Origin of the sequence: Vreelandella populi, assembly GCF_003989825.1 — a bacterium.
GTDB classification, from domain to species: Bacteria; Pseudomonadota; Gammaproteobacteria; order Pseudomonadales; family Halomonadaceae; genus Vreelandella; species Vreelandella populi.
Genome location: NZ_RZHE01000014.1, coordinates 130,563 through 153,293, shown reverse-complemented (window position 1 = coordinate 153,293; position 22,731 = coordinate 130,563). Strand labels below are relative to the sequence as shown.

The following is a 22,731-nucleotide window of genomic DNA, read 5'->3' as shown; positions in this document are numbered from 1 at the left end:
CAGAACAGCAGAACCCATAAACAGTCGGCCCGCTACGTGAGCGGGCCGAATATTATAACGCTTTCACTAACGCGACGCCTAACCAGCGATGAGCTCGCTAGCCATGGCTATCCTGTGAGGGCTTTTTCTCATCACGCAGTTCGCGACGTAAAACCTTGCCCACGTTGGTTTTGGGCAGCTCATCGCGAAACTCGATGTACTTGGGCACCTTGTAGCCGGTCAGCTCTTTCTTGCACCAGCTGCGCAGGGTTTCAGCATCCAGCTGACTATTTTTAGAAACAACAAACAGCTTGATGACCTCGCCCGCATCTTCATCGGGCACACCCACCACCGCGGCCTCGATAATATCCGGATGTGCCGCTACCACATCTTCGACTTCATTGGGGTAAACGTTGAAGCCCGAGACCAGGATCATATCCTTCTTGCGATCAACAATACGGATATAGCCATCTTCCTGGAGCACAGCGATATCACCGGTATGAAACCAGCCTTCGCTATCAATGGAGTTACGCGTCTCATCTTCACGCTGCCAGTAGCCTTTCATCACCTGAGGGCCTTGCACACACATCTCGCCCGGCTCCCCCAGGGCCACGTCATTACCATCGGCATCTACCACTTTAACGGCTGTACCAGCCACCGGCTTGCCAATCGTGCCCAGTTGGATGGCATCGGTCGGATTAAAGCTCACAATGGGGGACGTTTCCGTTAAACCATAGCCTTCGGCAATCGGGCAGCCGGTGGTCTGCTCCCAGCGCTGGGCGGCCGCCTTGGTAAGCGCCATACCGCCGGAAATGGTGAGTTTTAGATGGGAAAAATCAAGCTGTTTGAAATCATCGCGATTGCATAGCGCATTGAACAGAGTATTCAGGCCTATGAATGCGGTGAACTTTACCTTTTTAAGCTCCTTGATAAAGCCATCCAGGTCACGAGGGTTGGTAATCAGCAGCGAGTGATTTCCTGACTCCATCAAAAATAGACAGTTAACGGTAAACGTATAGATGTGATAAACCGGTAGCGGAGCCACCACTACCTCTTCACCCGCTTTGAGGTGTGTTCCAATCGCCGCGCGCGCTTGCAACATATTGGCGATTAGATTGCAGTGCGTCAGCATGGCGCCCTTGGGCATGCCCGTGGTGCCGCCGGTGTACTGAAGCGCAGCCAAATCATCCTGCCGGCGACTGACTTCTGTATGCGTCATAGAGGCGCCTTTCTTCATTGCCTCAAAAAAGCTTATTGCCCCAGGCAGTGAGTAGGCAGGCACCATCTTTTTCACGTGCTTGACCACAGCGTTAATTAGCCACCGCTTGGGCAGCCCATGCAGATCGCCAAGCTCGGTTACCAGCACGTGCTGGATATCGGTCTTACCAAGCACATTTTCCAGCTTTTTGGCCATGTTAGCCAAGATTAGAATGGCCTTGGCACCTGAATCCTTGAACTGGTGGGTCATTTCCCGCTCGGTATAAAGCGGGTTGGTATTAACGACCACCAGACCTGCGCGCAGGGCGCCAAACACGGCGACCGGAAACTGCAAAACGTTGGGTAGTTGGATGGCTATGCGATCACCAGGTTGAAGATCGGTTTCGTGCTGCAACCAGGCTGCAAAATCGGCTGAAAGGCGATCCAGGTCGGCAAAGGTAAGGGTTTTACCCATACAGCTAAAAGCGGGCCTCTCCTTATACCGAGTGACGGCACTGTGAAAAACTTCTGTGACCGAGTCGTACTGGTCCAGTCCTTCAAGCACCGGACCGCGTAGAATAGAAGCTGTGGCGTGTTCGCTCATGGGCAATCTCCGCTATCCATGTCGATGATATTACCGACCTTGTTATTGTCGCGAGGCAAGAGAACCAACGATATACGACGCGTCACGCGCTGTAAAACGATCGATTGAAACTTGTGTTTCAACTTTAGGCCATAGCCGTTTGTAGCGCATACCCCCAGTTCACTCTACTTAACCTTCTGCTACTTATAATGTAGCGACTCTCAGCCTTATGGACAGTAACGCGCCTGAATTTCTCCAGCACACCAAACGATAAGCTCCCCTGGTACCATTGTGTACCATGCCTCGTTATGGGTTAGCGGCTCTGTGGCGATAACTGATACCACATCATCAGGCGTGGTGTGCTCGGCAAAATTAACTGTTATTTCTGCATCAGAAAGCTCGGCGTCCCCAAACGGCGCACGCCGGGTAATATGGGCAAGCTTTGTCGAACAGTAGGTATACAGATACTGGCCGTCGGACAACAGCAAGTTGAATACCCCCAATGCGCGTAAACGTTCACATAGAGCGTGAAGCTTCGTCCACAGCGCGCCCGGCGATTCAGGTGGCACAGGAAACGCCTGACGAAGCTCATCCATTAGCCAGCAAAAGGCGTGCTCGCTATCGGTGTTGCCCACCGGCGTATATACCCCAAGAGGCAGACCCTTCCAATCACTGAGCTGGCCGTTATGTGCATAGCACCAGGGTCGGCCCCACATTTCCCGCGTAAAGGGGTGCGTATTGGCCAGACGCACACCGCCAACGTTTGCCTGGCGAATATGGCTGATCACCACATTGGACTTGATCGGGTAGTCACAGATTAGCCGAGCGATGGGCGAATCAACCGAGGGATGCGGGTCGCGAAACTCACGATAGCCGCCCTCTTCATAAAAGGCGATTCCCCAACCATCGCGGTGTGGGCCGGTGCCACCTCCGCGATGTAAAAAACCCGAAAAGCTAAAACAGATATCGGTCGGGACATTGGCACTCATGCCGAGCAATTCACACATACTGTTCACACATGCAAGTCACCCATGGCAACGCCCCTTTTTCGATTCTAACCATTAATTGATAACCGGTTCACGACGGCGTATCGGCTGCGGATCCTCTTCAACCTCTTTCACGCGTTTAGCTGGCGGCGCACTTGTCGGCCGGCGCCACCACCATAGCGCAACGCCAATCACAGCACCGATCGCGATACCTGCCACCAGACACAGCAAGCTACCGCGCAAGGCACCAACGTCATGCTCAAGAAAGCCTACGGCAGCAACCATCGCCGCCGGTGCCCATCCGGTATAGAATTCACCCTCTTCTATCAGGGGCAGGCGGAACATGGCAGGTGCCCACATAGCGCCCGCCACACCCCAGGTCACCACCAGGCGCGGCAAACGTGGTAGAAACGTCAGTGCAAAATAGATCGCCACCACGACCAGTAGTGAAATACCGTAATAAGCTAGCCACAGCAGTGACATTGAATTTGCAAACAGCATAATACCTCTCATGTGGGTCTAAGCACCCGACGTTGATTTCCCGTTATGGTACCTATCAATTTATGAAAGCACAGCCAGATACGCGCTCAGGCTCTCCCGTCGCGCGCTATTATCGCGCTAATGATCCCAAATGGCACTGGTTGGAAGCGCGTGAAGCGCCTGAGGTCAGCGAATTCCTGGAAACCGCCAATCAACAGCAGGCAGAGTGGTTTGCGCCCCTTACGCCGCTGGCCGAGACATTATATGAAAGCCATCTGGCGCGCCGCGAACTTGCCATTACCAGCCTTGAGACACCGCTTGACCATTTTACGTTCTGGAGTGAAACCGGCGCCGAGGACGACTACCCGCGCTGGTGGCGCTACCCTAATGGGCAACCAAGCCTGCGTGAGTGCTTCTTCGACGTACAGGCCCGCGCGGCCGATGAAGACTTTTATGACATGGGTGACATGGCGCTCTCGCCTGATGAGCAGTGGTTGGCCTGGACCGAAGATACCCAGGGCGACGAACGCTATACACTGTGGATCAAGTCGTTGCCAAACGGCGAGCCACTGGCATTAATCAGCGATATCGGTGCCGGCCTGTGCTGGGCCGAGGATCAGACGGCGGCCTCAGCCACGCTGTTTTTCACTCGATTTGATGATACTCAGCGCCCCGACAGCCTGTGGCGCGTATCTCTCCCTTTTGACGCGCCTGCCCAGCACGCCGACCCCATTCTGGTATTGCGTGAAGAAGACCCTGAATTCTGGCTTGGAATCGGGAAAACACGCTCGCGGGAGTGGCTGCTGATTGAAAGTGGCTCTAAAGACACTAGCGAAATTCACGCTCTGCCAGCGCATCAGCCAGCGGCTATGATGCTGTGTATTCAGCCTCGCCAGTCAGGCGTTGAATACAGCATTGATCACCGCCCAGGGGCTTTCTATCGTTTGCACAATCAGGCAAGCGCCCATTTCCAATTGGATTATATGGCAGAGACAGCCTTGGGCAATCCAGACGCCCAATGGCAGCCGCTCATCGCCCCGCGTGAAGACGTTACCTTGGAGGGAATCGACGCTTTCTCCTGGGGGCTTGTGATTGGCGAGCGCAACCATACCCAGGCACAGGTAACGCTGCGTCGTTGGGAGCTGGATCACCAGCACCACCGCACCCTCGATGAGTATCTGGTACTGCCCGAACAGCCTTGCTCGCAGCTACTTGAAGATGCGGCCCATTTTGATACCCGGGTGTTGCGTCTACGTGAAGAGTCATTTACTCAACCACCCAGCTGGTTTGCGCTTGATCTTGCAACCGGCGAGCGCACACTGCTCAAGCGTGCGCCGGTGTATGGCAGCTTAACCCCCGAACAGCTGGTGAGCCGTCGCCTATGGGCCACCAGCCAGGATGGCGAGCAGGTGCCGGTATCCGTTGTCATGCGCGCCGATCTGGCTCACCAGCCGCTGCCGACGCTGCTGTATGGCTATGGCGCTTACGGCGAGGCACTCGACCCCTGGTTCTCGATTTCCCGCCTGGAGCTATTAGAGCGTGGCGCGGCCTTTGCCGTTGCCCATGTGCGTGGTGGTGGCGAGCGCGGTGAGCCCTGGTACCTGCAGGGCAAGCTGGCTCATAAAGAGAATAGTTTTCACGACTTTCTGGCCGCGCGTGATGCCTTGGTGGAAAGCGGGGTCAGCCATCCACAGCGAATTGCCGCTTACGGGGCCAGCGCAGGCGGATTGCTGGTAGGCACCTGTGTCAATCGGGCGCCAGAGGCTTTTTGTGCAGCCTTGCTGGACGTACCTTTCCTGGATGTCCTGCGTACCATGCAAAACCCCGATCTGCCGCTGACAACCGCTGAATATAGCGAATGGGGCAACCCTGACATACCCGAGGTTGCTGAGCGGATTCGCGGCTACTCACCCATGGATAACATTACCGCACAATCCTACCCGGCGCTGTGGATTGAGGGCAGCTGGTTCGATACCCGGGTAAGTTACTGGGAGCCGGCTAAATATTACGCACAGGTTACCCAGCACCAGCAAGGTGACGCCCCTGTACTTTTGCATACCGACATGAGCAGTGGTCACGGCGGCGCGTCAGGACGATTCAAGGCCTGGCGGGACACTGCCCGTCAGGATGCCTTTATCCTCTGGGCGTTGGGTCTGGCGGCTACCTCATCAGCCAGCGCCGACTAGAAAGTTTCTGAGCTTTCCGGCTAGACGCTTTTGAGCACCTATTTAGGCAGCGCCTGGCGCTGCCTATTTTTTTGAAAATACTTTCCACAAAAATATATTTGCGTCATACTAGACGTTAGTCGCATAAACTTACGTCTACTTGATGGAGCTTTTCATGAAATATCAGGAACACTTCCCGACTATTTGGGATACACCGCTAAAGCAACCTGCCAGCCAACCCGCCCCCAAGGTGAGCACTCAAAAGCCCTCCCCGATCAAGGAAGCGTTTTTGACTATTTGGGATAACGCAAAGCGCAAGCCTGTTGCCTAACCATTGCGCCAGGGAGGGCCTGGTTTTTTTAAAAGGCAAGCAACCGGTTTATCAGGCAGAAAGCCGTAGCCCTACATGGGAAGTACGGCAATAATGTGGGATTCCAACGCTCGTTCAGGCACGTCTTCTTCAGAGACCGCAAAATTTCGCACGCTAATGCCCTTACGGTGCACGCGCTCTGCATCGTTACTCAGCAGCGGATGCCAGCCCGCCAGCTTGCGCCCTTCCGCTACTCGACGATAGCCACAGGTGGGCGGCAGCCAGGTAAACTCTTTTACCAATGCAGGCGTCAGCTGCGTGCAGTCGGGTACGCTATCAAAACGATTGGCGTAATCACTGCACTGGCAGGTTTTAATATCCAATAGCCGACAGGCAACGTTTAATATCGCAAGTTCTTGGGTATCATCGTCATGCAACTTGAGCAGGCAACACTGCCCACAGCCGTCACATAGCGCCTCCCACTCCTCAGAAGTCAGCTCTTCCAGCGGGTAGCGTTCCCAAAAGCGCTCGCGCATTCCGGTATCCGTCATTTTCTCTCTCATTATCGCTGTGTTGAGGCATCAAAGCCTGAACTGCTTAAGGCAGCGCTGAGTGCGGGCCATAAGATCTGAAAATCCGCTTCCAGTCGCGGGTAGTCGCTGTGCAGCCAGGGAATGAGCTCCGCCAAACGGTTAGGCCCGGTTAACCGCCGGCCTATACCTGCTACTGCCTGACAGGTGAAGTCGAAATCCGCATAGCTTCTCAGCCAATCATGTTCGACCAGGTACGGCACCATCGTGGCCAGCCTATCAGGCGCTGATCTCGCCGTTAGAAGACGATAACAGCGTGCTACCAATTGCTGCTGCTCCCACTGGTTGGCTTTCTCACGCGCTAAAAAGTGATCCCAGACGATATCCAGCGCGATACCGGCATAGCGGCGCTTGCCCTGAGGCGCGCGACTTTTCGCATCCAGTACGCTAGGGTGATGATCCACCCAGGCATCCACCTTGCGGTGATGGCGAACGCCTGCAGCGACGCTACCTGGCCAAGCGCTTAAGTCACTTCCCTTAATGCCATCGGCAATCAGGTTGCCATAGAGAAAATCGTCGTTTCCCTCACAGGCAAGCCAGGCATGGGCCAGAAAGTTCATGGCCAGCCGTTACTCTGCAGCGTCGCGCGCGTTTAACTGCGACCGGTGAACATCGAGTAAATCATCTTCTTTGGCAGGCGGCATCTGCAGGTAAAAGCCCTGCTCCTCAATCCCTTTGATAACGTCTTCAGCGTTAACCCGCGCCAACTTTTTATCGGCGGTCAGGATCATCGTCAACACCGCTATGGGCTTGCCAAAGGTTGCCATTAAAGGTTCGGGAACGCTTTTAAAACCCTGGCGCTTATCGACGTACAGGTACATCTCTTCCTTGCGCGAGCTTTTAAATATCTCGCAAAGCAGCTTGTCACTCATTTTGAAAACTCCTCCAGCGCCTGAACAAACCCATCGGCTAAACAATCACCCCGCCATCCTTCGGGCAGCGTCAGGGGGTTATCCGCCATATCCTGCATGACCAGCTCTTCGATATCACGACGACGCATTAATACTTCTGATGCAATTCCCAGCTCGCCCGCCTTTTCAGTTACCACGTGCTTGAGCGCTTTAAAACGACGTTTGAAAGCGGGCTGCATCGGGTCTGGCCAGCAGACGGGCAAGACATCTTCATCGGCATGCTGCGCCTGCTTGATAAGTGCCAGCAGGGTATCGCCTTCCTTCTTGATCAGCACTGGCTTGAAACCTTCCACTTCCGACAACTCATAGCGGTTTTTGGGCATGGCTTCGGCGGCAGCAAACAACAGTTTATCGCTAATCAGCCAGTTGCGCGGCAGATTGCGCCGTCGGGTTTCCCCTTCTCGCCAGATCGTCATCAGCCGATATGCCTCTAGCTGGCGAGGATTGAGCCGCCATAGCTGGCGCTGGCGGGCAAACCACTGGCCATCAGCCTCAACGCTACGTCCAGCTTGCTCGATCAGGCTAGCACATTCTTGTCTCAGCCATTCACAGCGTCCCAAGTCAGACAATCGTTCGGCCTGGAGTGCCCATACTTTCAGCAGGTAGATAACATCCAGCGCTGCGTAATCACACTGCGAAGGCGTTAACGGTCGCTCAAGCCAGTTGGAACGTGTCTCCTCTTTGGGTAATGTTTCGCCCATCCAGAACTCAACCAGTTTTTGATAGCCCATGGAGGGCGTCTCGCCAAGCAACCCCTGGGCAACCTGCGTATCAACCAGCGGCGTGGGCAGCGCTCCTGCCCAATGCTGCAACACTTCTAAGTCTTCACTGCAGGCATGCAGCAGCTTGATCGCCCTGCTCTGAAGCAGTTGACGAAAGGCAGATGTGCAGGGCGTGGCCAGCGGGTCAATTAGATACGCTAGATCACCGGCAGCAAACTGAATCAACGCCGGCACCGGGAAGAAAGTGTTTTCACGAAAGAATTCGGTATCCAGCGCGATAACATCAGCGCCAGCCACGCTTTCGCAAGCGGCATCAAGCGCTTCCGGGCTGTCAATCCATTGATATACGGGGGAGGCTAGAGAAGACAAAGCATACGTCCAGGTTGTTACAACCGCGATTGCGCTTGCAATATAGAGTGTGGTTAATCGCTGGTGAAGGGCTGACGACCGTTAAACGCACGGCTTAACGTACCGCCATCGACATATTCAAGCTCTCCCCCCATGGGAACACCATAGGCTAGACGCGAAAACCTGACCCCGTGGTGAGCAAGCTGGGCAGCAATATAGTGCGCCGTTGCCTCGCCCTCGACGGTCGGGTTGGTGGCCAGAACAATTTCTTCAATATGACCTTCCGCCACCCGCACTTCCAACTGGTCAATGCCAATTGCATCAGGGCCGATGCCATCCAAGGGCGATAAATGCCCATGAAGTACAAAATAGCGCCCCTGAAAGCCGCCCGCTTCTTCGATGGCCAGCTGATCTGCCGGAGACTCTACCACGCATAGCAGCGCGTCATCACGACGCGGCGTTTCGCATATGGCGCAGATATGGGCTTCCGTCAGCGTACGGCAGCGCTGGCAATAACCCACTTCTTCGATCGCTTTCTGAATAACGCAGGCGAGCCGCTCACCGCCCGCCCGCTCGCGCTCAAGCAGGTGCATTGCCATGCGCTGGGCCGTTTTAGGCCCAACGCCGGGTAGCACGCGAAATGCATCCATCAATTGCTCGATAAGAGGAGAAAATCGCATTATTTAGAACGGCATCTTAAAGCCAGGCGGAAGGTTCAGGCCTGCCGTTGCTTCTTCCATCTTGGCCTTGGAATTGGCTTCGACCTTGCGCACGGCGTCGTTGACAGCCGCTGCCAGCAGATCTTCCAGCAGCTCCTTATCTTCTTCCATCACGCTTGGGTCGATAGTCACTTGGCTAACGTCATGACGACCGTTCATGGTGATCTTGACCATGCCCGCGCCCGCTTCGCCATAAACTTCAGACTGAGCGACCTCTTCCTGAACGCGCTGCATTTTTTCCTGCATCTCTTGGGCTTGCTTCATCAAGTTGCCCATTCCACCTTTAAACATGGTGTGCTCTCCTAGCGGGTTAAAACTGGCTGGTTAAAACAGTCATCATAGATGCTAACGCTTTGCAGTGGCGGGCTTGACGGTAGATTCAATCAACGTCGCACCAAAGGCCTGCTGTAGCTTCTGTATATTGGGATCGTGATTCAAGAGATCAACAGCCTGTACGTGACGCTCCTGATTCAACCGCGCTTCGCGTTGACGAGGCGTTTCGCTCTCGGCTGGAAGCTCCGCTACCACAAACACGACCCGGCGTGGCATTCCCTGTTCACCCAACGCTCGTTCAATACGGGTCTGGTGTATATCAGCCTGCATGGCGGCCTGACTTGGGTCCAGGCGCAGCGTCAGGGTATTGCCATCGTCGCTTTCCAGAAGACAGTTGGCAGCCAAACTGCGTGTCAGCCCGCCAAGTCCTAGAGAGTCAAAGCATAGCAGCCATTTCGCATGATCGAGCAATCCATTGAGCTTGTCCTCCGGCGCTTGGGCCGGTGCTGGCACCTCCTGCTGCGCGGCCGGTGCTTCCGCCATCGGAGCAGGCGTCGCTGATGGAACGGGCTCTGGCTCTGGCTCTGGCTCTGGCTCTGGCTCTGGCTCTGGCTCTGGCTCTGGCTCTGGCTCTGGCTCTGGCAAAGATTCAGCGGCCGGTGCTGCTTGTGCTATCTCATCAAGTGCCCAGGGCGGCGGCACTTGGCTATCATTGGCTGTTGCAGATGCCACTGACTCATTATGACGCGGCGCATCGAAGGCTGGATTGCTGGCCCTGGGGCCTTCAGGTTCACTGGGCTCAGCCTCCCCGTCAATACTCGGTTGAGCATTCAGCTCCTGGGTGGCGCTACGCTCAACTTCTGCCGGCGGCGCGCTGGGCGTTGCTGGCGTCGCACTGGACTGATCTGCACTCGCTTGAACGGCGCTGGCTTGCGCAACACTACGCGGCTTGTCACTAATCTGCTCACCACTAGCAGCGGAAGGCTCGGCGCGAAGCGGTAGCGGCGTACGCGGCGGCTTGGGCACCCCCTGAGGGCGAAACGCCAGCATGCGTAACAGGGTCATTTCCAGGGCGCTGCGCAAATCAGGCGCGTGAACCATGTCGCCCCGCCCCTGAATGCCAATCTGGTAATAGAGCTGAATATCTTCTGCGGTAAAGCGGCTGGCCAATTGCACAATGGCTTCCCGGTCGCCGTGGCTGTTATCCACCGCATCGGGTACCATTTGCGCCACGGCCAGGCGGTGCAGAATCGCCGATAGCTCATCCAGCACGGCGGCAAAATCAGGCCCCTGCTCGGCCAATTGGCTCACTTCGGCAAGCAGGCGCTGGACATCCACATCGGCCAGGGCTTCCACCAGGGCCAGAATATGCCGATGATCCAGCGTTCCCAGCATGGCGGCCACATCAGCGTGGCGTACCGCACCTTGACCAAAGGCAATTGCCTGATCGGTCAGGCTCATGGCATCACGCATTGAGCCTTCAGCTGCCTTACCTAATAGCCATAGTGCACTTTCATCAAATGCCACGCCCTCTTCACCCAACACGTAGGTCAGATGCTCAACGACACGCTCAGGCGGCATATGTTTAAGCGTGAACTGCAGGCAGCGTGAAAGCACCGTAGCTGGCAGCTTTTGCGGGTCGGTCGTGGCAAGCAGGAATTTGACGTGGGGAGGCGGCTCTTCCAGCGTTTTCAACAGCGCGTTGAAACTGCTGGTAGACAGCATGTGCACCTCATCAATCAGGTACACCTTATAACGCCCCTGAGTGGGCGCATACTGAACGTTATCCAGCAGCTCGCGGGTATCCTCCACCTTGGTACGCGAGGCCGCGTCGACTTCGATCAAGTCAACAAAACGCCCCTCGTCAATTGCCTGGCAACTATCGCACTGACCGCAGGGAGTTGAGGTAATGCCTTCATCACCGCGCCCGTTTGCTGTGCAGTTCAAGCACTTGGCAAGTATCCTCGCAAGCGTAGTTTTACCTACCCCACGAGTACCGGTAAATAGATAGGCATGGTGAAGGCGTCCCTGATCAAGTGCATTCACCAGAGCACGCTGAACATGGGCCTGGCCCACGAGCTCGTGGAATGTACGTGGCCGCCATTTGCGGGCCAGAACCTGATAGCTCATTGAGCAATGTTTCCTTCAGCGGGCTGCATGGTAATGCATTACTTCAACACCAAGTGCCCGCAATGCATGATAAAACGCCATTCTAGCGGTTACGTTGCAACCCGCCAACCGGCCGGGCCGCTAGCCCGGCCATTACTGTCAGGCGTTGTCATCGCCCTGTTCTGCATTGGCACGCTGAGCGGCTTCTTTAACCAGTTTCTCAAGCTCGCCGTTCTGGTGCATTTCCATCACGATATCGCAGCCGCCGACCAGCTCGCCTTCTACCCACAGCTGCGGGAAGGTTGGCCAGTTAGCGATTTTTGGCAGCTCAGCGCGAATATCGGGGTTGTCCAGAATGTTGACGAAGGCAAAGCGCTCACCGCAGCTCATCAGCGCCTGAACGGTCTGAGCAGAAAAACCGCACTGGGGCAGCTGGGGCGTGCCTTTCATGTAGATCAGGATGGGGTTTTCGCCAATCTGACGCTGAATGTTTTCGGCTGTTGTGCTCATGTGAGTACTCCTAGAATAAGAATTAACACGACCAAGATGAGTATATGTGAGGGCAGGTATTTCACTATCAATACCTGAGCGTACTACTCAACCTTCATCTTTGAACGCCATTCTACGCATGCCGCTTGCGTTGCGCATCCCCTGCCGCCTCGCTAGGATGGTGTTTTTGCGTGGAGAGAAGCAACCATGGCGACACGCCATTTCCTTACCTTGCTGGATTTGACGCCCGATGAACTGGATTATCTGATTCAACGTGCCATCAAGATCAAGACGGATCTGAAAGCCAATGGGCCGGTCTACACGCCGCTCCCCAACCGCACGCTGGCCATGATTTTCGAAAAGTCGTCTACACGCACGCGCGTCTCCTTTGAAACCGGCATGGCGCAGTTTGGCGGACACGCTCTATTTCTTTCCCCGCGTGACACCCAGCTGGGTCGTGGCGAACCTATCGAAGACACCGCGCGCGTGCTTTCCGAAATGGTTGATGCGGTCATGATTCGCACGTTTTCGCATGCCGGGCTTGAGACTTATGCAAATGCCAGCAGCGTCCCTGTAATCAACGCTTTGAGCGATGACTACCACCCCTGTCAGCTGCTAGCCGATGTCATGACCTGGACGGAGCTACGTGGCAGCGTAAAAGGCCGCACGGCAGTATGGATTGGCGATGGCAATAATATGTGCCACTCCTGGATCAACGCTGCACGCCAGTTTGATTTCAATTTGCGCATTTGCTGTCCGAAAGGCTACGAACCGCGTGCCGATATCATGGAAGCAGCGGGCGAGCGCGTTACCTTACTCCATGATCCCCAAGCCGCCGTTCAGGATGTCGACCTGATTACCACGGATGTATGGGCCTCCATGGGCCAAGAAGAGGAGCAGGCTAAGCGCGAAGCAGACTTTGCAGGCTTCCAGGTGAGTGAGGCCATGCTGGATAAGGCGAAAAAAGATGTGCTGTTCCTACACTGCCTGCCCGCCCACCGCGGCGAAGAAATCAGCCATACCCTGCTCGATGACCCACGTGCCGTCGTGTGGCAGGAAGCTGGCAATCGTCTGCACGCGCAAAAGGCGCTGATCGAGTTTCTCCTGCTTGGCCGCATCAGCGAGTAATCGCTTACACATACGGCTTGGTTGATCCTTTGGCCGCCCGGCAAACCTGGCTGGCGGCTAAAACATAACGGGTCAACCCGAAAGTTACAGCGCACGAAAAAGCCTCGCTACTTGTAGCGAGGCTTTTTCATTTAAACTTGGTGGAGCCTAGCGGGATCGAACCGCTGACCTCAACACTGCCAGTGTTGCGCTCTCCCAGCTGAGCTAAGGCCCCTTGACTGTCTTTGCCGACAGCGAGGCGCATACTATTATGAATTTGACCTGCGGTCAATGTCCTATCCAAATAAGTGTTTACTAATTCTCCTTTATTGTCAGTTGTGGCACTCTATAGGTTAGCGCCAACGGCAATCACCTGAGCCCACTATGTTTTCATGCAGGAGCCAGTCCATTGATCAACGTTCTAATCGCCGATGATCACCACCTGGTGAGAACCAGCATTGCTCACCTGCTAAACGAAGAGAGTGATATAAAAATCATCGGCGAGGTCGACGACGGCGAAAGCGCTGTCACCCAGTGCCGTCATTTAAAGCCTGATATTGTGCTGATGGACATTCGAATGCCGGGCATTGGCGGGCTGGAAGCCACCCGTCGCATTCACCGCACCATGGTAGACATTAAAGTACTGATTTTAACTGCACACATGGAAGATAGCGTGCTGCGACGCATGCTAGAAGCGGGTGCCTCAGGCTTTTTGAGTAAAGGTGCCAATGCAGCTGAAATGACCGAAGCCATTCGCCAGGTTTTCCACGGTAGGCGTTATGTTAGCCAGGAAATCGCTCAGCGCCTGGCCCTGGCTCATTTCACCAATGAAGACAACCCGTTTAGCCATCTTTCCCATCGTGAACTGCAAATTGCCCTGATGATCGTCAACTGCCAACGCGTTCAGGATATTTCTGACCGCCTGCATTTGAGCCCTAAAACTGTTAACACCTATCGTTATCGGCTATTTGATAAACTTCAGGTAGCGACCGATGTCGAACTTACTCACCTGGCATTGCGTCACGGTCTGGTGGAAGGCTTTGACGGCAGTCAGGGTTGAACCTAACATCCTTAGCCACTCCTTGGTGCTTGATACGGTGCAATGACATTTAATGCAAAGCAGTTTTTAAGCACGGTAAGCACCTCCCCCGGCGTTTACCGGATGCTTGATGAACATAGCAACACTCTTTATGTGGGCAAAGCAAAACGCTTGAAAGCGCGCCTTGCCAGCTATTTCCGCGGCCAGTTGAATACCAAGACACAGGCCATGGTAGCGCGGATTGCGGATATCCAGATCACGGTAACCCGCAGCGAAACCGAGGCGCTGTTGCTTGAGCAGACGCTTATCAAGAAGCTGCGTCCGCCTTACAATATCCTTTTACGAGACGACAAGTCTTATCCGTTTGTCTTCGTGACCGACCGACATCCCTATCCCAAGCTTGAGTACAAGCGCGCCAGGCAACGCCGCGATGATGGCCGCTACCTGGGGCCTTATCCAAGCAGTGGTGCCGTGCGCGAAAGCCTCTCGCTCATGCAGAAAATCTTTCGTATCCGCAACTGCGAAGATAGCGTGTTTGCTCACCGCTCAAGGCCTTGCTTGCAACACCAGATTCAGCGCTGCAGCGCTCCTTGTGTGGACTATATTACCGAGGAAGATTACCGGCTCGACGTAGAGCACGCGGTAATGTGCCTGGAAGGCAAGAGCGAGCATGTTACCCAAGCGCTCACTGAGGCGATGGAAGCGGCAAGCCAGAACCTGGATTTTGAAGAAGCCGCCCGCCTTCGCGACCAGATACAGCAGTTGCGTCAACTCCAGCAGCGTCAGTTTGTGGATAATGACAGTGGCGATGCGGATATTTTCGCCCTGGCCCAACGCCCCGGCGCGATGGGCGTTTCGATATTAAGCGTTCGCGATGGTCGCATGCTGGGTGCCCGACACCACGCCCCTAAAAACGGCCTGGATTTGACGCCGGAAGCCCTGCTGACAGAAGTCGTCAGCCAATACTATTTTGGCCAGCCGCATAACATCCCAAGCGAAGTGATCACCAGCCACACGCTGGATGACAGCGAGCTGATTGCCGACGCTCTGACTGAACAGGCGGGCAAGCGTATCCGGGTTACCAGTCAGGTGCGGGGCCATCGCGCCCAATGGCAGCAGCTTGCCATGACCAATGCCGAGCAGCAGTTGGCTTCGCAGCTAGCCAATCATACCCAGCTTAACCAACGCTTTGTAGCGCTTCAAAAAGCGCTGGGCCTTGAGACGATACCCGAGCGGCTAGAGTGTTTTGACATTAGCCACAGCCACGGCGAGGCCACGGTCGCTTCCTGCGTTGTGTTTGACCATCAGGGCCCTCGAAAAAGCGACTATCGGCATTTTCGCATTGAAGGGGTGGCTGCGGGTGATGATTACGCGGCCATGCAGCAAGCGCTTACGCGAAGACTAAAACGCGTCAAGAGCGGTGAGGCGATTGCGCCCGATATTCTGATTGTCGACGGTGGCAAGGGCCAGCTCAACATGGCTCGCGAGGTGCTTAATGAACTGGCGATTACCGACATTCTGCTGCTGGGCGTCGCCAAAGGCACAACGCGCAAGGCAGGCCTTGAAACGCTGTTTCTGGAAACTTCCAACAACCCGCTGCCGTTAGACCCGGCCTCCCCTGCTCTGCACCTGATCCAGCACATTCGAGACGAATCACACCGCTTTGCCATTGCCGGCCATCGGGCGCAGCGTGATAAAGCCAGACGGACTTCCACTCTGCAGGAAATCCCCGGCATCGGTCCTAAACGGCGCCGTGAACTCTTACGCTTTTTTGGCGGCCTGCAGGGGGTACAAAAGGCAAGCCGCGCGGAACTGGAACGGGTGCCTGGCATCAATGCCGCGCTTGCAGAGAGTATTTATCTGGCCCTTAACGGATAAACCCGCTTTGGGCATGGATGCTGCTCGCCAAGGGGGATAGAATAACCCCACTACATTTCGAATCTTATGACTCTCCGGTAAGGATCGCCGCTCGCGATGAATATACCCAACCTACTTACGCTGGCAAGAGTTGCCTTTATTCCTCTGCTTGTCGTGCTGTTTTACCTGCCGTATAACTGGAGCTTGCCGCTTGCCGCTGCCCTTTTTGCTCTAGCTTCAGTGACCGACTGGCTGGATGGTTACCTGGCCCGCCGCTGGAATCAGTCAACTCCTTTTGGCGCCTTTCTGGACCCAGTGGCTGACAAACTTATGGTGGCGGTTGCGCTGGCGCTGCTCATTGAGCGTTACGATACGTTAGTATTAACCTTGCCTGCCCTGGTCATTATAGGTCGCGAAATCGTGATTTCCGCCCTGCGTGAATGGATGGCCGAAATGGGCAAGCGTGGCTTGGTCGCGGTATCCTGGATAGGCAAGCTTAAAACCACGCTTCAGATGATCGCCCTGCTTATCCTCTTAGCCTTGCCACCGACTCATGAAATTGCGCTGCTTGGCGTTGTGGTGCTTTACGCAGCGGCGGCCTTGACGCTCTGGTCAATGATTCAATATTTGAAGGCGGCCTGGCCGCACCTAAGCCGCTCAATGTAAGCAATTGATTAATCGGGCGTGATGTTTACGACATTGTTGATTGACAACCTCGAAACGATGCGTATAATTCGCCCTCGAGTCGAGCGGGAATAGCTCAGTGGTAGAGCATCGCCTTGCCAAGGCGAGGGTCGAGAGTTCGAATCTCTTTTCCCGCTCCAACTTGGATTGTGTGGTAAAGCAGGTAGGGTCGAGAGCTGGAACGCCAGCCCGGTCGAATCTCCTTCCCCGTTCCAATGACTCTTAAGGCTGGATGGCAGAGTGGTTATGCAGCGGACTGCAACTCCGTGTACGCCGGTTCGATTCCGACTCCAGCCTCCATTTTATGTAGTGTGCAACGTTCTTCCAAGCTGCACTGCCCGGATGGCGAAATTGGTAGACGCAAGAGACTTAAAATCTCTCGGAGGTAACTCCGTGCCGGTTCAAGTCCGGCTCCGGGCACCATTGTTTAGATTACCTCTTATTCTTTTTTATTATCTGCGAGATCACTTAGATCGCCGCGGATTTTTTGCGTCTGTATATCACCAAGCACTAATTGTCAGATAACAAGAAGAAGGAGCGCGCCACATGAGCACGCCAACAACCGATATTTTAGTTATTGGCGGCGGTGTCGCAGGTCTGACGCTTGCTCTTGAAGCAGCCGATCATCTCTCAGTGACACTGGTACGCCCCCTTCAAGATGACAAGGGCGCTAGCAAATGGGCTCAGGGTGGCATTGCCGCCGCCCTCTCCCCGGATGACAGCCTAGAAGCACACGTTCAGGATACCCTGGTGGCGGGTGATGGCCTATGTGATGAACAGTCCGTTCGCTTTACCGTGAACCACGGCCCCGCCGCTATTCAATGGCTGATCGACAACGGAGTCCCTTTCACAACGGATACTGCTATCGATGCGCGCTACCCCTACCACCTTACTCGTGAAGGTGGGCATAACGCGCGGCGTATTATTCATGCCGACGATGCGACAGGACGCGCGGTGGTGGATACGCTGATGCGCAAAGTGGCCTTGCATCCCAATATTAGCCAACGCAGCGACCTTACCATCCTCGAATTATTGCAAGACGACGAAGGGCGCTGTCGAGGCGCCTATGGGGTTAACGAACAACATCAGCGGCAGACGCTGCCAGCACTTAACACCGTATTGGCAACCGGTGGGGCCAGCGGCCTTTATCGACACACCACGACCCCCTCCCCCAGCAGCGGTGAAGGCATGATGATGGCCGCCGAGCTGGGCGCTCAATTAATGAACCTGGAGTTTCAGCAGTTTCATCCCACCAGTCTGTATGACCCTGACGGGCCGGCCTTTTTAATCAGCGAAGCAGTACGCGGCGAAGGCGGTTACCTGCTTGATGAGGCGGGCGAACGGTTTATGCCCGCACTCGACCCTCGTGCTGAGCTTGCGCCCCGCGATGTGGTTGCCCGGGCTATTGACTCTCAGATACAGCAGGGCCACCAGGGCCATGTATGGCTGGATATTCGCCATCTAGGTGAGCGCGCCATTCATCATCACTTCCCAACGATTTATGCCCACTGCCTCTCCCGGGGGATTGATATCACACAGCAGCCAATCCCCGTGGTACCGGCCGCGCACTACAGCTGCGGCGGTGTGGCCACAGATGAGCGAGGAGCTACTCGCGTACCGGGCCTTTATGCGATTGGTGAAGTTGCCTGTACCGGCTTGCATGGCGCCAACCGAATGGCGAGCAACTCGCTGTTGGAGTGCTTGGTATATGCACGCAGCTGTGCAGGCGCGCTGCGTGAGCAAATAACACAGGCGTGGTCAGAACCGGCGTTTTCGTTAACCCAGCGCTCTATCAGCCCATTAACGGCTGATCGCCAAGCCATTTTTGCCGAGCTACGCAATCGCCTGCGCGGCGTAATGAGTCAGCATGTTTCCATTGTACGCAGCAACGCCGGGCTAACTGCTGCTCAACAGCAGCTAACTCAGTTATATGCACACTTAGAAAGCCTTGAAGACAGCCAGAACCAGCTTGAAGGGATACAGCTTCACCAAACCCTCAGGTTGGCGCAGTTAACCGTGGCGGCCGCCATGAAGCGACATGAGTCGCGCGGCCTGCACTACTCAACTGACTGGCCTTCACATCAACCTCACACTACGGCCTCTTGCCTGATGCTTGCCGACTTAATGCCCGGCCCGGTGACATAAACGGCGCAGCAAGCGGTGGCTGTCACGGGGTAAACTGTCGGGCCATAGCCATAGCCGCTGCGGGCCCACCCATAGACCCACCAGCCAAGGCCCCAGATAATCACAGCGGACCAGCTGCTCATCCCCTAGCTCACCATAGGGCAACCGCCAGCGGCCAATCATGGCGCTGTCAGCATTTGTCAGGTAAAGCACGCCTTTAGGCTGGACGTATACGCTACGCCAAAGCAGCAGGGCCGCTACAATGCTCATGCCACTACCCACCCAGCTCCCCAATACGTAAAAACTTAGCAAGCAAAGCCCGAGCGCCAAGCCTGCCTGAAGCAGGCTTGCATATTTAGAGGGTGCGATAGGCAGAATTATCGGTGTTTTCTGCATGCTCAACGATCATTTTGACAATGCGCCGCAGTGCCGGGTCATCAGGCCACTCACGGTGCATCAGCCAGATAAATAGATCCTGATCCTCTTCCTTGATAAGCCGCTCATAAGCAAGCCGATCTTCTTCATCCAGGGTCTCAAACCGTTTTTCCAGGAACGGGATCAACAGTAGATCCAGCTCCCACATACCGCGCCGCGAGTGCCAGTAAAGACGTTTACGCAGTATGGCTGCTGGGGATGTGTCGTCGCTCAAGGACAGCCTCTTTGATAATGAAAATGAAGCGCCAGTATACCTAAGCTAAAGGGTCGCGCCAGCGTCAAGCTTCGCCTATGCTGTTATTCAGTCTAGTACCTTGTTTTATCTGCATTGTTTAATATCGTTTTGCACAGTATGCTGAATCGAGTTATCGAGATCAGTAGCCAGCTACGACCTTCACAGTTTGCAGGGAGCCAACCGATGACAAAATCAGAATTAATCGAACAAATCGCGATGCGTCAACCGGAGCTATCCGCCAAGGAAGTGGAAACGGCGGTGCGTATTATCCTGGACGATATGACCGAAGCGCTTTCCAGCGGCGGGCGCGTTGAAATACGTGGCTTTGGCAGCTTCTCGCTTCACTTTCGTGAACCCCGTACTGGCCGCAACCCGAAAACGGGTGATCCGGTCGAGCTGGATGGCAAGTATGTACCCCACTTCAAGCCGGGCAAGGAGCTACGCGAACAGGTGGACGCCAGCCGCGCGCTGGGTTACTAGCGCGGCGCCTGAATTGCCTTAACACGGTAATCGGTGCCTGTGGGATGACGTCGTGCCAAGACTCATACACAATAGGACCACTCTGCGACCGTAACTGATTAGGAAACTCTCATGCGTTGGATCAAAGGGCTGATTCTAGCCGTTGTTTTACTGGTTGTTCTACTTATAGGTATTCTGTTTGCCGTCAACAACCAGCAAGCGATTGCCTTGAATCTGATTTGGGTCGAGCTGCCCGCCGTCTCGTTCTCTGTCTGGCTTCTTGCCACGCTAACCTTTGGCGTGATACTCGGTATGCTGGCCATGCTGGGTGTGTATGCACGGTTAAAGGCACGCCTTGCACGCAGCGAGCGTCACAATAAGCAGCAGCGCAAAGAGCTTGACCAGTTACGTACCCAGGAGTTCAAGGAACTAGCCTAAATGCATGATGCCATGCTGCTAGGATTACTGTTGGCGGCCATTGCCATTGGTTTTGGATTGGGTATTCGTCATGCCACCCGACGATCCCGGCAAGCGCCAACAGCCTCTTCCTCTTCTCTATCCAAAGAGTATTTCATAGGGCTGAATTACCTGCTCAACGAGCAGCCCGATGAAGCAATCAATACCTTTATTAACGCCCTTGATGTCAATAGCGATACGGTGGATACACACATTGCCCTGGGCAAGCTTTTCCGCACGCGTGGTGAAGCTGACAAGGCGGTCAGCATTCATCAGAACCTGCTAGCCCGCCCGGCACTATCGCGCAGCACCAATCAGAACGTTCAGCTGGAGCTCGCGCGTGATTTCATGGCGCTGGGCGTTCATGACCGTGCCCAACGCCTCTTGCATTCACTGCTGGAACAGTCATCGGGTGAAGAGTATCGCTACGCGGCTAAACAGCTGTTGGTGGATATTCTTGAGCGCGAAAAAGAGTGGCAGAACGCCTTTGATGTCATTCAACCGCTTCTCAAACAGCATCCTGGCATGCGCCGCCCCGCTTCCCATTGGCTGTGTGAGCTGGCACAAGAAGAGATACAGCAGTCTAGCCGCGCCCTGGCCAGAAAGCATCTTAAAAAAGCGCTACAGCTGGATGAGCGCTGCATTCGTGCAACGCTACTACTGGCAGAGCTTGAGATGGACAACGGCCATTATGATCGCGCCATTGAGCGACTTGACCATATTCCAACGCAGGACCCCGCTCACATTCCCACCATGCTGCCCGCCCTGAAGCGCGCGTATGTTCGCAACGATGACATTGCAGGTCTTGAAAAACATCTATATCGGTTATTGAATCAGGCGCCCTACACAAGCGTTATCGTTATGCTGGGAGAGCTCGTGCATCAACGCGATGGCGTTGATGCAGCGATTGAGCGAACGGGCGAGTGGTTGCGTGAAGCCCCAAGCCTCGGGGGATTGGACTACCTGCTAGACCTGTATGTTGAAAGCCAGCGGTTAAGCGGTAGAACATCACCTGATACGCGCTTATTACTGCTCAAGTACCACACGCAAGCCCTGTTAAAAGACCGCCCACGACACCGTTGCAGGCGCTGCGGGTTTTCCAGTGATGCGCTGGCATGGCAGTGCCCCAGCTGCCGGCGCTGGGGCACCATCAAACCCATTACGGGTGTCGAAGGGGAGTAATCCGCTTATGCGAGCTCAGCTTCTATGGCAGCGAGTGCTTCCATGGGGTCTACTGCCTGGGTAACCGGACGTCCAATCACCAGGTGCGTGCTGCCTGCCTGCATAGCTTCATTGGGTGTCATGATACGCTGCTGATCGTTCACGGCGGCAAAGCTTGGGCGAATACCCGGCGTTACCTTTAAAAACCGATCGCCGCACACGGTTTTAAGGTGAGCGGCCTCTTGGGCCGAACAAACAACGCCCTGCAAGCCACTTTGCTGAGTTAGTCGCGCCAGGCGTTCCACCTGCCCTGCAAGATTATCGCTTAAGCCTACTTCCTGCAGATCGCTGTCTTGTAGGCTGGTCAAAACGGTTACCGCAATAAGATGGGTGGCCAACCCGTTTTTCTCCAGGCGTTCGGCGGCCGCTTCCATCATCTTGCGGCCACCGCTCGCGTGCACGTTTACCATCCATACCCCCTGCTCAGCGGCCGCTTGCACGGCACCCGCCACCGTATTTGGGATATCGTGAAATTTAAGATCCAGAAACACTTCAAACCCCCGTCCGTGTAAGGCTTCCAACACGGCCGGACCGCTGCGGGTATAAAGCTCCTTGCCGACTTTCAAGCGGCATCGTGCGGGATCGAGCTGGTCAGCCATGCAAAGGGCCGCGTCAAGGGACGGGTAATCAAGCGCAATAATCAGCGGGGATTCAGACACAACACTACTCCATACTCATTTAAGCGCATTATAACAGTCTCGCTCGGCTTACTTGTAAGCGATTTGCCACGCATTGGTAGCGAAACGCTTACAAACTGTGTCATATATCACTGACAACAACACTCAGGCGAACACGTTAAGTTAACTGAGCGCACCGTTAAGAATAATTCGGCAGCGCTACTTATCTTTGATCTACAAGAAGGAACAGTTCACCTGATGAATATGACACTGAAAAGCCTATTTGCCGCCCTGTTACTAAGCCTTAGCCTAGGTCTCTCAAGTAGCGTACTGGCACAGGAAGTAGCGCCCATCAATATCAATACCGCCGGCGAAGAACTCCTGGCAGAGCTGCCGGGGATTGGCCCAAGCCGGGCGGCGGCCATTATCGAAGAGCGGGACACCAACGGCGAGTTTGAAAGCATTGATGATTTAACGCGGGTCAGCGGCATTGGTGCCGCCACCGTTGACCGCATGCGTGACCAGGTAGTGCTTGAAGATTAAGCGCAAGCCTTAAGTATTGCCCGGTACGCCGTATACCGCGTACCGGGCAATCATTCACCTGTAAGCCTTGATCAATTTTCCCTTAGCTTAATT

The 22,731-nt window shown here is 55.0% G+C and carries 25 protein-coding genes and 4 tRNA genes; 14 read left to right on the top strand and 15 right to left on the bottom strand.

Annotated elements, in window-relative coordinates; all coding sequences use genetic code 11:
* Nucleotides 1–97: 97 nt before the first annotated feature.
* The 3 genes from ELY25_RS14500 to ELY25_RS14490 all read right to left on the bottom strand — a co-directional run bounded on the left by ELY25_RS14500 (nucleotide 98) and on the right by ELY25_RS14490 (nucleotide 3,246).
* Nucleotides 98–1,780 carry an AMP-binding protein gene (locus ELY25_RS14500; RefSeq protein ID WP_126951978.1) on the bottom strand — a complete coding sequence of 561 codons (1,683 nt, stop codon included), beginning with the start codon at nucleotides 1,778–1,780 and terminating at the stop codon, nucleotides 98–100.
* A gap of 206 nt (nucleotides 1,781–1,986) precedes the next feature.
* Complete coding sequence (locus ELY25_RS14495) at nucleotides 1,987–2,766, bottom strand: class II glutamine amidotransferase (protein ID WP_126951977.1); 780 nt, start codon at nucleotides 2,764–2,766, stop codon at nucleotides 1,987–1,989.
* 54 nt (nucleotides 2,767–2,820) lie between these two features.
* Complete coding sequence (locus tag ELY25_RS14490) at nucleotides 2,821–3,246, bottom strand: hypothetical protein (protein WP_126951976.1); 426 nt, start codon at nucleotides 3,244–3,246, stop codon at nucleotides 2,821–2,823.
* Nucleotides 3,247–3,308: 62 nt separating this feature from the next.
* Between ELY25_RS14490 and ELY25_RS14485 the strand changes: the two genes are divergently transcribed.
* Entirely contained in the window at nucleotides 3,309–5,411 is a 2,103-nt protein-coding gene (locus tag ELY25_RS14485) for a S9 family peptidase (protein ID WP_126951975.1), read from the top strand.
* A 154-nt stretch (nucleotides 5,412–5,565) separates the two neighbouring features.
* The gene (locus ELY25_RS17840) at nucleotides 5,566–5,721 is read left to right on the top strand and encodes a hypothetical protein (protein WP_185856349.1); all 156 of its coding nucleotides are present in this window, start codon (nucleotides 5,566–5,568) and stop codon (nucleotides 5,719–5,721) included.
* Nucleotides 5,722–5,792: 71 nt separating this feature from the next.
* Here the strand turns inward: ELY25_RS17840 and ELY25_RS14480 are convergent, their stop codons facing one another.
* From ELY25_RS14480 to grxD, 8 genes are all read right to left on the bottom strand, one after another.
* Nucleotides 5,793–6,251, bottom strand: coding sequence for a YcgN family cysteine cluster protein (locus tag ELY25_RS14480; RefSeq protein WP_126951974.1), 459 nt, complete (start codon nucleotides 6,249–6,251; stop codon nucleotides 5,793–5,795).
* Nucleotides 6,252–6,262: 11 nt separating this feature from the next.
* Entirely contained in the window at nucleotides 6,263–6,850 is a 588-nt protein-coding gene (locus ELY25_RS14475) for an acyl carrier protein phosphodiesterase (RefSeq protein WP_126951973.1), read from the bottom strand.
* Between the two features lie 9 nt (nucleotides 6,851–6,859).
* Nucleotides 6,860–7,162 carry a YcgL domain-containing protein gene (locus ELY25_RS14470; RefSeq protein WP_126951972.1) on the bottom strand — a complete coding sequence of 101 codons (303 nt, stop codon included), beginning with the start codon at nucleotides 7,160–7,162 and terminating at the stop codon, nucleotides 6,860–6,862.
* On the bottom strand, nucleotides 7,159–8,292 hold the full coding sequence (gene rnd / locus ELY25_RS14465; protein WP_126951971.1) for a ribonuclease D: 1,134 nt from the start codon (nucleotides 8,290–8,292) through the stop codon (nucleotides 7,159–7,161). The genes ELY25_RS14470 and rnd overlap by 4 nt, the downstream gene beginning before the upstream one ends.
* A gap of 53 nt (nucleotides 8,293–8,345) precedes the next feature.
* Nucleotides 8,346–8,951 (bottom strand): recombination mediator RecR, encoded by a 606-nt coding sequence (recR, locus tag ELY25_RS14460; protein WP_126951970.1) that lies wholly within the window; start codon nucleotides 8,949–8,951, stop codon nucleotides 8,346–8,348.
* A 3-nt stretch (nucleotides 8,952–8,954) separates the two neighbouring features.
* Nucleotides 8,955–9,281, bottom strand: coding sequence for a YbaB/EbfC family nucleoid-associated protein (locus ELY25_RS14455; protein WP_126951969.1), 327 nt, complete (start codon nucleotides 9,279–9,281; stop codon nucleotides 8,955–8,957).
* A 54-nt stretch (nucleotides 9,282–9,335) separates the two neighbouring features.
* The gene (gene dnaX / locus ELY25_RS14450) at nucleotides 9,336–11,393 is read right to left on the bottom strand and encodes a DNA polymerase III subunit gamma/tau (protein WP_126951968.1); all 2,058 of its coding nucleotides are present in this window, start codon (nucleotides 11,391–11,393) and stop codon (nucleotides 9,336–9,338) included.
* Between the two features lie 138 nt (nucleotides 11,394–11,531).
* Nucleotides 11,532–11,882, bottom strand: a complete 351-nt coding sequence (grxD, locus tag ELY25_RS14445) for a Grx4 family monothiol glutaredoxin (RefSeq protein ID WP_126951967.1) — start codon at nucleotides 11,880–11,882, stop codon at nucleotides 11,532–11,534.
* Nucleotides 11,883–12,068: 186 nt separating this feature from the next.
* On the opposite strand from grxD, the gene argF reads away from it, so the two are divergent.
* Nucleotides 12,069–12,989, top strand: coding sequence for an ornithine carbamoyltransferase (gene argF / locus ELY25_RS14440; RefSeq protein WP_126951966.1), 921 nt, complete (start codon nucleotides 12,069–12,071; stop codon nucleotides 12,987–12,989).
* 138 nt (nucleotides 12,990–13,127) lie between these two features.
* Here the strand turns inward: argF and ELY25_RS14435 are convergent.
* Nucleotides 13,128–13,203 (bottom strand) — tRNA-Ala (locus ELY25_RS14435).
* Nucleotides 13,204–13,377: 174 nt separating this feature from the next.
* On the opposite strand from ELY25_RS14435, the gene uvrY reads away from it, so the two are divergent.
* The 7 genes from uvrY (at nucleotide 13,378) to nadB (ending at nucleotide 18,693) form a co-directional block, all read left to right on the top strand.
* Nucleotides 13,378–14,028, top strand: a complete 651-nt coding sequence (gene uvrY / locus ELY25_RS14430) for a UvrY/SirA/GacA family response regulator transcription factor (RefSeq protein WP_126951965.1) — start codon at nucleotides 13,378–13,380, stop codon at nucleotides 14,026–14,028.
* A gap of 42 nt (nucleotides 14,029–14,070) precedes the next feature.
* Nucleotides 14,071–15,885 (top strand): excinuclease ABC subunit UvrC, encoded by a 1,815-nt coding sequence (gene uvrC / locus ELY25_RS14425; protein WP_126951964.1) that lies wholly within the window; start codon nucleotides 14,071–14,073, stop codon nucleotides 15,883–15,885.
* Nucleotides 15,886–15,981: 96 nt separating this feature from the next.
* A complete protein-coding gene (pgsA, locus tag ELY25_RS14420) occupies nucleotides 15,982–16,530 on the top strand; it encodes a CDP-diacylglycerol--glycerol-3-phosphate 3-phosphatidyltransferase (RefSeq protein WP_126951963.1) in 549 nt (182 codons plus the stop codon).
* A gap of 83 nt (nucleotides 16,531–16,613) precedes the next feature.
* A tRNA-Gly gene (locus ELY25_RS14415) sits at nucleotides 16,614–16,688 on the top strand.
* Between the two features lie 86 nt (nucleotides 16,689–16,774).
* Nucleotides 16,775–16,848, top strand: a tRNA-Cys gene (locus ELY25_RS14410).
* A gap of 36 nt (nucleotides 16,849–16,884) precedes the next feature.
* Nucleotides 16,885–16,971: transfer RNA gene (locus tag ELY25_RS14405), tRNA-Leu, on the top strand.
* Nucleotides 16,972–17,094: 123 nt separating this feature from the next.
* Nucleotides 17,095–18,693, top strand: a complete 1,599-nt coding sequence (nadB, locus tag ELY25_RS14400; RefSeq protein ID WP_126951962.1) for an L-aspartate oxidase — start codon at nucleotides 17,095–17,097, stop codon at nucleotides 18,691–18,693.
* Here the strand turns inward: nadB and ELY25_RS14395 are convergent.
* Nucleotides 18,670–19,068, bottom strand: a complete 399-nt coding sequence (locus tag ELY25_RS14395) for a hypothetical protein (protein WP_236995745.1) — start codon at nucleotides 19,066–19,068, stop codon at nucleotides 18,670–18,672. The two genes, nadB and ELY25_RS14395, sit on opposite strands and share 24 nt — an antisense overlap.
* The gene (locus tag ELY25_RS14390) at nucleotides 19,028–19,321 is read right to left on the bottom strand and encodes an FAD assembly factor SdhE (RefSeq protein ID WP_126951961.1); all 294 of its coding nucleotides are present in this window, start codon (nucleotides 19,319–19,321) and stop codon (nucleotides 19,028–19,030) included. Before ELY25_RS14390 ends, ELY25_RS14395 begins: the two co-directional genes overlap by 41 nt.
* A 204-nt stretch (nucleotides 19,322–19,525) precedes the next feature.
* Here ELY25_RS14390 and ELY25_RS14385 point away from each other — a divergent pair, with 204 nt between their 5' ends.
* The 3 genes from ELY25_RS14385 (at nucleotide 19,526) to lapB (ending at nucleotide 21,439) form a co-directional block, all read left to right on the top strand.
* Complete coding sequence (locus ELY25_RS14385; RefSeq protein WP_106376073.1) at nucleotides 19,526–19,822, top strand: integration host factor subunit beta; 297 nt, start codon at nucleotides 19,526–19,528, stop codon at nucleotides 19,820–19,822.
* Nucleotides 19,823–19,933: 111 nt separating this feature from the next.
* A complete protein-coding gene (locus ELY25_RS14380) occupies nucleotides 19,934–20,239 on the top strand; it encodes a lipopolysaccharide assembly protein LapA domain-containing protein (protein WP_126951960.1) in 306 nt (101 codons plus the stop codon).
* Nucleotides 20,240–21,439 (top strand): lipopolysaccharide assembly protein LapB, encoded by a 1,200-nt coding sequence (gene lapB / locus ELY25_RS14375; protein WP_126951959.1) that lies wholly within the window; start codon nucleotides 20,240–20,242, stop codon nucleotides 21,437–21,439. It abuts the gene before it with no gap.
* 5 nt (nucleotides 21,440–21,444) lie between these two features.
* On the opposite strand, the gene pyrF is transcribed toward lapB, so the two are convergent.
* Nucleotides 21,445–22,137 (bottom strand): orotidine-5'-phosphate decarboxylase, encoded by a 693-nt coding sequence (pyrF, locus tag ELY25_RS14370; RefSeq protein ID WP_126951958.1) that lies wholly within the window; start codon nucleotides 22,135–22,137, stop codon nucleotides 21,445–21,447.
* Between the two features lie 216 nt (nucleotides 22,138–22,353).
* Here pyrF and ELY25_RS14365 point away from each other — a divergent pair, with 216 nt between their 5' ends.
* The gene (locus ELY25_RS14365; protein ID WP_126951957.1) at nucleotides 22,354–22,638 is read left to right on the top strand and encodes a ComEA family DNA-binding protein; all 285 of its coding nucleotides are present in this window, start codon (nucleotides 22,354–22,356) and stop codon (nucleotides 22,636–22,638) included.
* Nucleotides 22,639–22,731 lie beyond the last annotated feature (93 nt).

What these genes read in the sequence shown, in the direction of transcription:
- ELY25_RS14500 (WP_126951978.1), bottom strand. Translation starts at nt 1,780, where the DNA reads ATGAGCGAACACGCCACAGCTTCTATTCTACGCGGTCCGGTGCTTGAA.
- ELY25_RS14495 (WP_126951977.1), bottom strand. Translation starts at nt 2,766, where the DNA reads ATGTGTGAATTGCTCGGCATGAGTGCCAATGTCCCGACCGATATCTGT.
- ELY25_RS14490 (WP_126951976.1), bottom strand. Translation starts at nt 3,246, where the DNA reads ATGCTGTTTGCAAATTCAATGTCACTGCTGTGGCTAGCTTATTACGGT.
- ELY25_RS14485 (WP_126951975.1), top strand. Translation starts at nt 3,309, where the DNA reads ATGAAAGCACAGCCAGATACGCGCTCAGGCTCTCCCGTCGCGCGCTAT.
- ELY25_RS17840 (WP_185856349.1), top strand. Translation starts at nt 5,566, where the DNA reads ATGAAATATCAGGAACACTTCCCGACTATTTGGGATACACCGCTAAAG.
- ELY25_RS14480 (WP_126951974.1), bottom strand. Translation starts at nt 6,251, where the DNA reads ATGACGGATACCGGAATGCGCGAGCGCTTTTGGGAACGCTACCCGCTG.
- ELY25_RS14475 (WP_126951973.1), bottom strand. Translation starts at nt 6,850, where the DNA reads ATGAACTTTCTGGCCCATGCCTGGCTTGCCTGTGAGGGAAACGACGAT.
- ELY25_RS14470 (WP_126951972.1), bottom strand. Translation starts at nt 7,162, where the DNA reads ATGAGTGACAAGCTGCTTTGCGAGATATTTAAAAGCTCGCGCAAGGAA.
- recR (WP_126951970.1), bottom strand. Translation starts at nt 8,951, where the DNA reads ATGCGATTTTCTCCTCTTATCGAGCAATTGATGGATGCATTTCGCGTG.
- ELY25_RS14455 (WP_126951969.1), bottom strand. Translation starts at nt 9,281, where the DNA reads ATGTTTAAAGGTGGAATGGGCAACTTGATGAAGCAAGCCCAAGAGATG.
- dnaX (WP_126951968.1), bottom strand. Translation starts at nt 11,393, where the DNA reads ATGAGCTATCAGGTTCTGGCCCGCAAATGGCGGCCACGTACATTCCAC.
- grxD (WP_126951967.1), bottom strand. Translation starts at nt 11,882, where the DNA reads ATGAGCACAACAGCCGAAAACATTCAGCGTCAGATTGGCGAAAACCCC.
- argF (WP_126951966.1), top strand. Translation starts at nt 12,069, where the DNA reads ATGGCGACACGCCATTTCCTTACCTTGCTGGATTTGACGCCCGATGAA.
- uvrC (WP_126951964.1), top strand. Translation starts at nt 14,071, where the DNA reads ATGACATTTAATGCAAAGCAGTTTTTAAGCACGGTAAGCACCTCCCCC.
- pgsA (WP_126951963.1), top strand. Translation starts at nt 15,982, where the DNA reads ATGAATATACCCAACCTACTTACGCTGGCAAGAGTTGCCTTTATTCCT.
- nadB (WP_126951962.1), top strand. Translation starts at nt 17,095, where the DNA reads ATGAGCACGCCAACAACCGATATTTTAGTTATTGGCGGCGGTGTCGCA.
- ELY25_RS14395 (WP_236995745.1), bottom strand. Translation starts at nt 19,068, where the DNA reads ATGCAGAAAACACCGATAATTCTGCCTATCGCACCCTCTAAATATGCA.
- ELY25_RS14385 (WP_106376073.1), top strand. Translation starts at nt 19,526, where the DNA reads ATGACAAAATCAGAATTAATCGAACAAATCGCGATGCGTCAACCGGAG.
- ELY25_RS14380 (WP_126951960.1), top strand. Translation starts at nt 19,934, where the DNA reads ATGCGTTGGATCAAAGGGCTGATTCTAGCCGTTGTTTTACTGGTTGTT.
- lapB (WP_126951959.1), top strand. Translation starts at nt 20,240, where the DNA reads ATGCATGATGCCATGCTGCTAGGATTACTGTTGGCGGCCATTGCCATT.
- ELY25_RS14365 (WP_126951957.1), top strand. Translation starts at nt 22,354, where the DNA reads ATGAATATGACACTGAAAAGCCTATTTGCCGCCCTGTTACTAAGCCTT.